Here is a 12,125-nt window from a genome sequence, read left to right on the forward strand (position 1 = left end):
TTTGCAAAATCAGGCTGCTTTAAAGGCATTCCCGATCTGGCTTAATGAGCGCTTCATTTCCGCCATAGTGCGGAGCGTGGTTTCTAACTCGGCGAGTAACTCTTCCTCACGCGAGTTCATTGCCATAATTACCAGACAGCCATCGCTCGCTTTTACGGTGTAATGCTGGCCGGGTTCAAATCCGGCCTCACCGAGCCATTTACCGGAAAGCGTAATTTGCGGCGTGCTGGTATCCCCGCCTTGCGGTCGATATCCCACAATGAGAGGTTTGTCTGTTCTGGAAGTGCGGGGGGATTTGGTAGAATGGTTGGTAGCCATGATCAACTCCTTGATAGTTGGTGGTGGTTAGACGCTCTCTTGTGTTGCAGCACTTTAGAGCGTCGCTTGATTCGGTTTCAGATGGTAGGTACCATCTGAGCATAACTTAACTCAAATGGTACCTACCATGCAAGATAAAAAGAAGCTCAGTTTTGATCGCACTAAAAGTACAATGAAAAACATTCGCTTCGAAGATGATTTACTGGAACAGATTGAGAAAGCTGCTGGGAAAGGGAATTTTAGTAAGTGGGTTAAAGAAGCTTGTAGGGCCAGGCTCAGCAACAGCTTTAAATACAGTAATTAAATTTTGAGGATTTTGAAATGCAAAGGTATCTTACAATTGAACGGCATCGTAAATCGACAACAAAACATTCTAAACTTACATCTCCATACTTAAGGCTTTTAGCAGCTACGCAAAGTGATCGTGCAAGATTAATTTATTCAGCCGCTTTTAGACGTTTACAGCAAAAAGCTCAAGTTTTTTCTCTTGAAAGTAATTCTTCTGTACGTTCAAGATTAACGCATTCAATAGAAGTTTCACATATTGGTAGATATATAGTTGCCACTATTTCTGAGCTAGTCCAAAATTCGAGAAATATAAATAAAGATGAAAAGGATTGTTGGAAGGAAAACAGTTTAGCAATTGCTAATATGGTAGAGATATCATGTTTGGCTCATGATATCGGTAATCCACCCTTTGGTCATTTTGGTGAAGCAGCAATCAAAGAATGGGCTTCTAGCGATAATATTCATGAGGCTCTCGTTAAGTCGCTTTCTTTAAATAGCGAAGAAGCAAAATCAGAAAGTTATAAATACCTTTTAGAAGATTTTTTGGTTTTTGATGGAAATCCACAAGGATTCAGAATACTTACCAAGTTACAAGGTGAGGATGGTTTAAACGGGCTTAATCTCACGTATAGTCAACTTGCAAGCTTTCTAAAGTATACATACTGCCCTAGTGATAAACCGTCGGATGAACTGCAGCTGCCATTTAGCAAAAAAATTGGATATTTTGATACCGAAAAAGAAGTTATTTATAAAGCATGGGGGGAGCTTAAGATTACTAATAATAAAAGACATCCGTTAAGTTTTCTTATGGAGGCTTCAGATGACATATCTTATTGTATTAGTGACATTGAGGATGGTATTGAAAAAAGGATTATTGATACTAGAGAATTTTCTAACTATGTTATTAATGATTTAAAGAAATTAAAGAAAATATATAAAAAAGACATTAAAATTTGCAATGAGTTGATAAATTCTTTAGAAAGAGAAGAGGACATACAGCCAATAAGTAAGTTCTTATCTTTTAAAACAACGTTATCGAATTACTTAGTGGAAAAAGTTTCTAAAAATTTTGTCAAGAAGTATTCTCAATTTATGATGTTTGATGTTAATGAAACTTTAATAGCAAGAAAAACAATTGAGTATGATCTACTTGATATTCTCAAAAACTATACTGCAAATTATCTTTTCACTTCGTATGAAGCAGAAAAAATGGAACTATCCGGATTTGCTATTATCAAAGGAATACTTGATGAATTTATAAAGATTTTATCTCTTACAAAAACTCAGTTCTCTTATTTGCTTACAAATAATGTTAAAAAAATCAACATTGAAAAATTACATATTGAAAGGAGACTTTTTAATCGCTTGCCTGAGAAACATCTTAATGCTTATAAAACGGCTATTGCACAGATTTCTGTTCGAGATGAAAAATGGAGTGATGATTATTTTGAAAAAATGTATAATAAGGAAAAAAATGAAAATGAATGGCATCTTAGGACTCATCTTGTAGTGGACTTTGTTTCAGGTATGACGGATCAGTTTTCAATGGAAGTGTACCAGTTGTTAAAGGGGATACATATTAAATGAATAGAACTTTGTCGGGAAATATGAAACTTAGTCGCCATCCTATTTTATGGATATGTGAAATTTTATCACTTTATCAACATTGGAATTGCTTATCATCATCAGCTTCAATTAATTTTAGTAGATATAGATATAAACCACATTCTTTCAAAGATGAAAGAGAGAGTTTTTATATTTCCATTAATGAGCTTGATAAATCTTCTATTTTTGATTTATTGGTGAATTTAGAAGATGATCAAGAGTTGGCTTTAAGTTCAACCATTTATGATTTGGGTTCAGAATATCATTTCCCATTGATTGATTTTGGTGGCAAAGACAGCAAATTATTAGAATCCACATTCATTGACTTCTGTTCTTATTGGGATATGGAATTCCAAGTTTACAGCAGTGGTAGATCATTTCACGCCTATGGAAACAAAATATTAACATCATCAGAATGGATAAAATTTATGGGAAGTTTATTATTGTTAAATATTCCTGGTGCTTCTAAGATTATTGATGATAGATGGGTTGGGCACCGTATATTAGCTGGATATTCATCGTTGCGGTGGAGCAAAAATACTTCGCAATACAAAAAATACCCGACATATATTGGATTAATAAATGCTACTGGCTTTCATGGTAGTCGTGATGGAGATATATTTAAAAAACACTACTAAATATTTAAAGAGTGACTTTTAATAAAGATGATAAGTAACAATTAATTAAATAGATTATTGAAATCATTTTATTTATCGAAACTTGTATATTTAATGATTTAGTTGATGTATATTTTTGATATCCTAAATTATTTTATTTATTGAGATGGGATGCATGCGAAACTAATTTTTGGCATCTTTTCGCCACTGTAACAGTTCTATAAGCTTCTTCTCACCTTCAGCCTCTTTTAACTTCCGCTGCTGCTCAGCAAACAGAACATATTCCGCCTGTGCCTTATCATCAGCCATCCTCTTGCTGATCTTCCCGGCGCCCTGCAAAACATCACGGTCATTAAATTGCAGAAACTGGTCCAGCTTCTCCTGCCAGTCTCGCAGAAAAACCTGCTGTCGGCGTCGGGCCTGGTCTTCAGCAAAATCCAGCCACATATTAACGACGCGGTTAAGCTCGCTGACTTCATCCTGGTTAAGGTAATTCTTCGCGACGGTAATATCGCATTTATGCACTTCATCGCCTTTGTAGCTAGTCAGACCCATATTCGGTTTGCTGGCGTCTGCCCGTTGATGAATAAGTTCAGCTGCGGTATGGCCGGTGCAAGCGAAATGGAGCTTGTTCTGAATAATCTGGAAAAATTGTGTGGTCTCTTTAAGCGAAGGCTGATAGTCGGCGGCCAATGCAAAGATCTCCCGAACCCGCAAATACACCCGGCGCTCGCTGGCGCGAATGTCGCGGATGCGTTCGAGCATCTCATCGAAATAATCAGGTACAGCGGACGTTCCAACAGGCGGATTTTTCAGCCGCTCATCGTCCATCACAAACCCTTTAACCAGGTATTCCTGAAGCGTTTGAGTTGCCCATTGGCGGAATTGCGTACCCCGGGTGGAGCGGACGCGATAACCAACAGCGAGAATTAACGGTAAACTAAAGTATTGAACATTATAGCTTTTACCATCGCTGGCAGTTGTTCGGTAAAACCGAACAACTGAATTCTCGTCGAGTTCATCTTCTTCAAAGATGTTCTTAATATGCTCGCTGATCGTTGCTTTGGCTTTGCCGTACAGTTCGCAGATCATTGCTTGAGAGAGCCACAGCGTATCGCTTTCGAAGCGGCAATCAATACGCACTTTCCCGTCACCACTGGCAAATATAAGAAACTCACCCGCTGGGGGTTGCGTTAAATGTTTATCTTCCATGTGCCGCCTCCGCTTTATCCGGGCTAAAAACGTCGTAGTCGGCTAAGTATGACAGAGAACCAGGATAAAACTCATCGCCAGTGATGTGTTTATTTACTGGAAATGTTTTAGGAAACACGGGGAATTAACCGAGCGGATAGAGATAAAAATGGCGGAAGATCACAGGAGTCGAACCTGCCCGGGATCGCTGGCGACCCCAACTGGATTTGAAGTCCAGCCGCCTCACCGGAGACGACGATCTTCCGAGCCTTCATTGCTACATGGAGGCCGGCGCATTATAGGCGCGTTTCAGGCGCTTACCAATACCCGCTGCGTTCTTTTTTCTCGCCTTACGCGTAAACAAAAATCATCTACCGTATGAATAAGAAAATTCTATCCGTCACAAAAACTAATTGATTTAAATATCAATGAGTTAATTCGATCACAGAAAACAATTAACATAAATAAATAACCAGAAAACACAATTCCACGCGTCGCTGTGCGGGGCTAAAACACCTTAAGCGAAATTTTACGCTGTGTGATAAGGATGGCCGCCATGAGCGATCAAGTGTTATCGGTTAAAGAGAAGATTGGCTACGGCATGGGAGATGCCGCCAGCCATATCGTGTTTGATAACGTCATGCTTTATATGATGTTTTTTTATACGGATATCTTCGGTATTCCCGCCGGGTTTGTCGGCACCATGTTCCTGCTGGCCCGCGCGCTGGATGCCATTTCCGACCCGGCGATGGGCCTGATTGCCGACCGCACCCGCAGCCGCTGGGGCAAGTTTCGTCCGTGGGTGCTGTTCGGCGCGTTGCCCTTCGGCGTGGTGTGCGTGTTCGCCTACAGCTCGCCAGACCTGAGCATGAGCGGAAAAATGATTTACGCCGCCGTCACCTATACGCTGCTGACCCTGATGTATACGGTGGTTAACATCCCGTACTGCGCGCTGGGCGGTGTAATCACCAGCGACCCGGAGCAGCGTATTTCTCTGCAATCCTGGCGCTTCGTGCTGGCGACCCTCGGCGGCATGCTCTCCACGGTGTTGATGATGCCGCTGGTGCAGTTGATTGGCGGCGACGATAAAGCGTTCGGGTTCCAGGGCGGGATCGCCGTGCTGGCGGTAGTCGCCTTTCTGATGCTGGCGTTTTGCTTCTTTACCACCAAAGAGCGCGTCGATGCGCCGCCCAGCACCTCCACCATGCGCGAGGATTTGCGCGATATCCTGCAAAACGACCAGTGGCGCGTCGTCGGGCTGCTCACCCTCCTCAATATCCTGGCGGTGTGCGTGCGCGGCGGGGCGATGATGTATTACGTCACCTGGATTATGGGGGATGCGGCGCTGTTCTCCTGGTTCCTCGGCGTTTACTGCGTTGGCAACCTGATTGGCAGCGCCCTCGCTAAACCCCTCACCGACTGGAAATGCAAAGTCAGCGTGTTCTGGTGGACCAACGCCGCGCTGGCGGTGCTGAGCGTCGCGATGTTCTTTGTGCCGCTGGAATCCACCGTCCTGATGTTCGTGTTTAACTTCGCCATCGGCGTACTGCACCAACTCGTCACGCCGATCCAGTGGGTCATGATGTCCGATACCGTGGACTACGGCGAATGGCGCAACGGCAAACGCCTCACCGGCATCAGCTTTGCGGGTACGCTGTTTGTACTGAAACTGGGCCTGGCGCTGGGCGGCGCGCTGATTGGCTGGATGCTGGCAGGCGGCGGCTATGACGCCACCGCGCATACCCAGAACAGCGCCACCATCACCATTATCATTGCGCTGTTTACCCTCGTGCCGGGCATCTGTTACGTGCTGAGCGCCCTCATCGCCAAACGCTTCTACACCCTGAAAACGCCGCTATTACGCAACATCCTCAACGAGCTGGGGCAGAGCGCGCGCAGCCATCAGCGGGAATTTGAAAAGTTACCGGTCAGCAAAGACCTGAATCATTCAGAGGGATAACAGATGAAAATCAGCGATGGAAATTGGCTTATCCAGCCGGGCTTGACGTTAACGCATCCGCTTCAGGTGTTTGATGTTGAACAGCATGGCAACGAGATGGTGGTGTATGCCGCGCCGCGCGACGTGCGCGAGCGCACCTGGCAGCTCGACACGCCGTTATTCACCCTGCGCTTTTTCTCCCCGCAGCAGGGCATCATCGGCGTACGTCTCGAGCACTTTCAGGGCGCAGTCGACAACGGCCCGCATTACCCGCTTAACATGATGGATAATGTGCAGGTTGAGATACGCAACACGCCGGAATTTGCTGAACTGAAAAGCGGCGATTTGAGCGTGCGGGTGACCAAAGGTGAAAACTGGGCGCTCGATTTCCTGCGTGATGGCGTGCGCATCACCGGCAGCCAGGTGAAAAACAACGGCTATGTGCAGGACGGCAATGCCTCGCGCCAGTATATGTTCGAGCGGCTGGATCTCAGCGTGGGCGAAACCGTATACGGCCTGGGCGAGCGCTTTACCGCGCTGGTGCGCAACGGCCAGACGGTGGAGACCTGGAACCGCGACGGTGGCACCAGCACCGAACAGGCGTACAAGAATATCCCGTTTTACCTGACCAATCGCGGCTACGGCGTGCTGGTGAATCATCCTGAGTGCGTGTCGTTTGAAATAGGTTCTGAGAAAGTCTCAAAGGTGCAGTTCAGCGTAGAAGGGGAGTATCTCGAATATTTTGTGATCGACGGACCGACGCCGAAAGCGGTGCTGGACCGCTATACCCGCCTGACGGGCCGCCCGGCGCTGCCGCCTGCCTGGTCGTTCGGGCTGTGGCTCACCACCTCGTTTACCACCAATTACGATGAAGCCACCGTGAACCGTTTTATCGACGGTATGGCGGAGCGCAGGCTGCCGCTGCACGTGTTCCATTTCGATTGTTTCTGGATGAAAGCATTCCAGTGGTGCGATTTTGAATGGGACCCGGCGACGTTTCCGGATCCGGTGGGCATGTTGCAGCGCCTGAAAGCCCGCGGCCTGAAAATCTGCGTGTGGATCAACCCGTACATTGGCCAGAAATCGCCGCTGTTCCGGGAAGGGATGGAAAAAGGCTATCTGCTGAAGCGCCCGAATGGCGCGGTGTGGCAGTGGGATAAATGGCAGCCGGGTCTGGCGATTGTCGATTTCACCAATCCGGCGGCGAGCGCGTGGTATGCGGACCATCTGAAGCGGCTGGTGAGGATGGGCGTGGACTGCTTCAAAACCGACTTCGGCGAACGCATCCCCACTGATGTGGTGTGGTATGACGGGTCCGATCCGCAGAAAATGCACAACCATTACGCTTTCATCTACAACGAGCTGGTGTGGGACGTGCTGAAAAAGACCATCGGCGAAGAAGAGGCGGTGCTGTTTGCCCGCTCGGCGTCCGTGGGCGCGCAGCAGTTCCCGGTACACTGGGGCGGCGATTGTTATGCCAATTATGAATCCATGGCGGAGAGCCTGCGCGGCGGGTTATCCATTGGGCTGTCGGGTTTTGGATTCTGGAGCCATGATATCGGCGGCTTCGAGAACACCGCGCCCGCGCACGTTTACAAACGCTGGTGCGCTTTTGGGCTGCTTTCCAGCCACAGCCGCCTGCACGGAAGCAAATCCTACCGGGTGCCGTGGGCGTATGATGACGAAGCCTGCGACGTGGTGCGCCACTTCACCGAACTGAAATGCCGCTTAATGCCCTATCTGTACCGCCAGGCGGTAACGGCGAATGCCAGCGGGACGCCGATGATGCGCGCCATGATGCTCGAATTCCCGGACGATCCGGCCTGCGATTACCTCGACCGCCAGTATATGCTGGGCGATTCCCTGCTGGTGGCCCCGGTGTTCAGCGAGGCGGGCGATGTGTCATTCTGGCTACCGGAAGGCCGCTGGACGCATCTGTGGCATAACGATGAACAGATCGGCAGCCGCTGGCATAAACAGCGCCATGACTTCTCAAGCCTGCCGGTGTACGTGCGCGACAACACGCTGCTCGCCCTTGGTAACAATGACCAGAAGCCGGATTATGCCTGGCATGATGGCACCGCATTCCAGCTGTTCAACCTTGATGATGGCCGGGAAGCGCAGTGCGACGTGCCGATAGCAAACGGTTCGGTGGCTTTTACGCTGTATGTTAAGCGCGAGGGCCATAAGCTGGTGGTGCACGGTGAGGGTAATGCCACCAACTGGACGCTCTGCCTGCGCAATATTCACCAGCTCAGAGAGGTTGCCAATGCCAGTTCGTACCCGGGCGAGTTGGGCATTGTTATCACCCCGATCAGCGGCGAACTGTCGTTTAGCGTCACGCTGTAAATCTTCTTCACCGCCGCCTTCGGGCGGCGTTCTGTTATCTTCGGCCTGCCACACGCCATGCTAAATCGTGCATCAGATCCCTGGCGCTCTGGCTGATGCCGCCTAGTTGAAAGAAACCGTGGATCACGCCAAGCCAGCGCTGGCAGGTGCAGCTTACGCCTTGCTCCGTCAGCCGTTCAAAAAGCGCTTCGCCTTCATCGCATAGTGGATCAAATTCTGCCGTCACAATATGCACGGGCGACAAACCGGCAAAATCCTCACGCCATAATGGGCTGGCTTCGGGGTGCAGGCGATTGCAGGCTGTCAGATACGCGTCATAACCGGTCAAAAGTACCTCGCGAGTAATGACATAGTCCAGCCCGTTGCGGGTGTAGCTTTCGAAATGCGCCGTTGCGTCCAGCATGGGGTAGATCAGCAGCAATCGTGCGGGCTGCCAGCCGCCGCTGGCTTTAAGGCGCAGCGCAGTCACCAGGGCGATGTGCCCACCTGCGCTGTCGCCCGCCAGCGTAATGCGCGCAGCATCAATCGCCAGCGCGTCGGCATGAGCAGAGATAAGCCGCGCGGCGCGTTCAGCGTCGTCGTGGGCTGCCGGATAAACATGTTCAGGTGCCAGACGGTAGCGCACAGCGATAACCCGACAACCGCTATAAAACGCCAGTTGGCGTAGTTGATTGTCATGGGTTTCAAACCCGCCGCTGACAAAACACCCGCCATGATAGTAAATCACTGCCGGTAAATTCCCGCTGCCGCTGAGTGGCGATACCACGCGCAGCTGCATGCCTTCGAGCGTGATGTCTTTTACATCGACGCGCTGCTCGGTCTCGCCGGCAAGCACGGTGCTGGCGATGTATCCCGCGCGCCGTTCAGCGATGGTTTTATCCCGCACCGAGGGCCTTCCGGCAGCGATAAACTCATCGACAAGTGTTGAGATTCCCGTTTCAAACGCCATTTTTCACTCTGCTTATCTGTATGGATATACAGCAATCTAGCCTGGCAAAACATCGGTTAACAAGTCCGGTTTGCTAAAAAATTGGCTTCTGGAAAGCATCTCGCAAAACATGATTTGTTACAGCGCGAAAGACTATATTTTTGTTTTATAACCGTAAGATGAGGACCGAAGAGTGTTGATATTGAAACAGAGCAGTTCATCGCGAGGGTTTTATGGAAAAATACTTCTGATATTGCCAGGCAAGGTTATACGTCAGCTTCATTATCTCACAAGGCGTCGCGAGCTTTCTCAGGAAGCGTTATTGCTTGAGGCCATTGAGCAATATAAATAGGTATTTAAATTAATCCCCGCCCTCTACCGAAGGCGGGAATTAACGCGACAGGGAAATTACTCCCCTTCGCCCGGGAACAGGAACGGGTTAATAGAGCTACGGGCGAAGCCCTCTTGCTCCATACGCGCGTCCAGCACCAGCGAAGCCAGATCATCCGCTACCGCATCAACTTTCGGGTCTTTTTCCTGATACAGGATCTTCAGGTAAGTACCGCAGTCGCCGCAGCTTTCCGCTTTGATGGCTGCCTGTTCACTATCAAGCGACCAGTAGTGCAAATCGCGGGTTTGCTCGCAGTTGCTGCATTTTACGCGCACCACGTGCCATTCGGTTTCGCACAGGTTGCAGTGCAAATAGCGTAGGCCGTTGGTGGTGCCAATCTGCACGATGCTGGAAACCGGCATCGAGCCGCACACCGGGCAGAACTGGCGCTGTTCGCCGTATTCCGCGCGCGCTTTACCGGGAATCAGGCTCGCCATTTGCGCCCAGTAGAGCGACAGCGCCGCCCAGATAAACGGAGCTTTATCGCTGCTGACGGTACTGAAATCGGCAGCAAACAGCGCGCTCGCCATCTCTTCCAGTTCCGGGCCGGAGGCCTTTTCCAGATTTTCGATGACGGCCAGCGCCGTGCCGCTCATCTCTGGCTTCAGCTCGGCAATCATGGAGTGCAGCAGCTTCTGCCAGTGGGCGTCGCGCGGCAGGACGTGGATATCCAGCGGCGGTTTGCCCTGCGCGGCGGCCTCTTTGATGCGCGCCGTTAAATCAATCTCCAGCGGGTGGTCGTACAGTACCACTTCCTGGGCGTGGGCGATCAGCGCGGCGAAGCGCAGATAGTCGCCCAGCGGGTTGCTTTCAGCCAGCTCGCGCAGACGCTCTGCGCGGCGGTTATAGAGGTTTTTCAGCCGGGGGAACAATAACGGCGGAATCATATCCGCCGTATGTTTTTCGCCCTTCTCCAGCTGATCTTGCGGGATGATGCGAATACTCATTCAGTCGATTTATCCTGTTTTTCGCGCACTTCGCGATACCAGCGCGGGTGATGTTTCTTCGCCCATGCGGAGGTGACCCAGCCTTCGACCATTGCGGTTATGGTGCCTTTCACCCACAGAGCGGCGTAAATATGCACCATAATAACCACAATCAGGGCGACCGCGGCAAACGAATGTACCATTAGCGCCACGCGGATCACCGGAATCGAGAAGACGGGTGCAAAATACGGGCGCCAGATGATGACGCCGCTCACCAACAGCAACACCAGGAAAATAATCGCCGCCCAGAAAACGCACTTCTGGCCGAAGTTATAACGCCCGGTGTCACCTACTTCGTCGTTAACGATGATCTTACGAATATTCTTCGCCCAAAAGATATCCTCACGATTGATTAGATTGTGGTGCCAATATCTAAAAAACATGATGATAAACGACGCAAACATCACTACCCCGACAAACGGGTGGACGATGCGCGCCAGTTGCGGCGTCCCCATGATGTGCATCAGCCAGTTGAAGGAGGGGAACAGGAACCCCAGCCCGCTCACCGCCGCCAGGATGAAGCAGAAGGCGGTGACCCAGTGGTTGATGCGCTCGGGCGCGGTGTAGCGCACGATGGTGTTACGTTTCCTCATTTGCGCCCCTCCTCACGATCGTCACGAGTCTGGTCTTTCTCCTCGTGAAGATTGTCTTCTTCATCATCCGCCCGGTTCGGGCCGACGCCGACATAGTGGAACACGCTGGCGGCAAAAGTCGCGGCAAAGCCAATGGCGGCCAGCGGCTTCCAGACGCCTTTCCAGAATTTAACGGTATCGCTGATTTCCGGGTTTTCCGGCAGCCCGTGATACAGATTCGGGTTGTCGGCGTGATGCAGTACATACATCACATGCGTCCCGCCCACGCCCGCCGGATCGTACAGGCCCGCTTTGTCGTAACCACGGGTTTGCAGTTCCGCCACGCGCTCGCTGGCCAGCTCTTTCATGTCCTCTTTCGAGCCGAAATGAATCGCCCCGGTCGGACAGGTTTTCACACACGCCGGTTCCTGGCCCACGGTGACGCGGTCTACGCACAGGGTGCATTTATAGACGCGGTTGTCTTCCGGGTTCAGGCGCGGCACGTCGAACGGGCAGCCGGCGATGCAGTAGCCGCAGCCGATGCACTGCTCTGACTGGAAATCGACGATGCCGTTAGCGTACTGAATGATTGCCCCTTCCGCCGGGCATGCCTTCAGGCAGCCCGGGTCGGCGCAGTGCATACAGCCGTCTTTGCGGATCAGCCATTCCAGTTTGTCGTTCTGCTCCACTTCCGAGAAGCGCATCACCGTCCAGGATTTCGCGGTGAGATCCGCCGGGTTGTCATACACCCCGACGTTATTCCCCACCACGTCACGCAGGTCGTTCCACTCGGAACAGGCCACCTGACAGGCTTTACAGCCGATGCAAGTGGTCACGTCGATAAGTTTCGCCACCTCTTGCTGGTGTTCCCGCGCGTGGGGCGCGGGAGTGAAACCGTTAGTCGCGGAACGACGGATAATGTCTTGCGATTGATAAGCCAT

At 50.4% G+C, this 12,125-nt stretch carries 11 protein-coding genes and 1 tRNA gene; 5 read left to right on the top strand and 7 right to left on the bottom strand.

What is annotated here, in order from left to right; all coding sequences use genetic code 11:
• Positions 1-9 precede the first annotated feature (9 nt).
• Complete coding sequence (locus RT120_RS16005) at positions 10-318, bottom strand: SymE family type I addiction module toxin (RefSeq protein WP_312984117.1); 309 nt, start codon at positions 316-318, stop codon at positions 10-12.
• Between the two features lie 127 nt (positions 319-445).
• Between RT120_RS16005 and RT120_RS16010 the strand changes: the two genes are divergently transcribed.
• Genes RT120_RS16010 through RT120_RS16020 form a run of 3 tightly spaced genes read left to right on the top strand, consistent with a single transcriptional unit; the run spans position 446 to position 2,849 of the window.
• On the top strand, positions 446-622 hold the full coding sequence (locus RT120_RS16010) for a YlcI/YnfO family protein (RefSeq protein ID WP_312984118.1): 177 nt from the start codon (positions 446-448) through the stop codon (positions 620-622).
• A gap of 17 nt (positions 623-639) precedes the next feature.
• Entirely contained in the window at positions 640-2,193 is a 1,554-nt protein-coding gene (gene dgt / locus RT120_RS16015; protein WP_312984120.1) for a dGTPase, read from the top strand.
• Positions 2,190-2,849, top strand: a complete 660-nt coding sequence (locus RT120_RS16020) for a hypothetical protein (RefSeq protein ID WP_312984122.1) — start codon at positions 2,190-2,192, stop codon at positions 2,847-2,849. The genes dgt and RT120_RS16020 overlap by 4 nt, the downstream gene beginning before the upstream one ends.
• A 162-nt stretch (positions 2,850-3,011) precedes the next feature.
• On the opposite strand, the gene RT120_RS16025 is transcribed toward RT120_RS16020, so the two are convergent.
• Positions 3,012-4,040 (bottom strand): RhuM family protein, encoded by a 1,029-nt coding sequence (locus RT120_RS16025; RefSeq protein ID WP_312984125.1) that lies wholly within the window; start codon positions 4,038-4,040, stop codon positions 3,012-3,014.
• 149 nt (positions 4,041-4,189) lie between these two features.
• Positions 4,190-4,284: transfer RNA gene (locus RT120_RS16030), tRNA-Sec, on the bottom strand.
• A gap of 291 nt (positions 4,285-4,575) precedes the next feature.
• Here RT120_RS16030 and RT120_RS16035 point away from each other — a divergent pair.
• Entirely contained in the window at positions 4,576-5,979 is a 1,404-nt protein-coding gene (locus RT120_RS16035; RefSeq protein WP_312984127.1) for a glycoside-pentoside-hexuronide family transporter, read from the top strand.
• A 3-nt stretch (positions 5,980-5,982) separates the two neighbouring features.
• A complete protein-coding gene (yicI, locus tag RT120_RS16040) occupies positions 5,983-8,307 on the top strand; it encodes an alpha-xylosidase (protein WP_312984129.1) in 2,325 nt (774 codons plus the stop codon).
• 34 nt (positions 8,308-8,341) lie between these two features.
• Here yicI and RT120_RS16045 read toward each other — a convergent pair whose 3' ends face one another.
• The 4 genes from RT120_RS16045 to fdxH all read right to left on the bottom strand — a co-directional run bounded on the left by RT120_RS16045 (position 8,342) and on the right by fdxH (position 12,125).
• On the bottom strand, positions 8,342-9,256 hold the full coding sequence (locus tag RT120_RS16045) for an alpha/beta hydrolase (protein ID WP_312984131.1): 915 nt from the start codon (positions 9,254-9,256) through the stop codon (positions 8,342-8,344).
• A gap of 387 nt (positions 9,257-9,643) precedes the next feature.
• On the bottom strand, positions 9,644-10,573 hold the full coding sequence (fdhE, locus tag RT120_RS16050) for a formate dehydrogenase accessory protein FdhE (protein WP_312984133.1): 930 nt from the start codon (positions 10,571-10,573) through the stop codon (positions 9,644-9,646).
• Positions 10,570-11,205 (bottom strand): formate dehydrogenase cytochrome b556 subunit, encoded by a 636-nt coding sequence (gene fdoI, locus RT120_RS16055; RefSeq protein WP_002435439.1) that lies wholly within the window; start codon positions 11,203-11,205, stop codon positions 10,570-10,572. Before fdoI ends, fdhE begins: the two co-directional genes overlap by 4 nt.
• Entirely contained in the window at positions 11,202-12,125 is a 924-nt protein-coding gene (gene fdxH / locus RT120_RS16060) for a formate dehydrogenase subunit beta (RefSeq protein ID WP_312984135.1), read from the bottom strand. Before fdxH ends, fdoI begins: the two co-directional genes overlap by 4 nt.

The sequence above is a fragment of the Atlantibacter sp. genome, from assembly GCF_032062175.1.
Classification (GTDB): domain Bacteria; phylum Pseudomonadota; class Gammaproteobacteria; order Enterobacterales; family Enterobacteriaceae; genus Atlantibacter.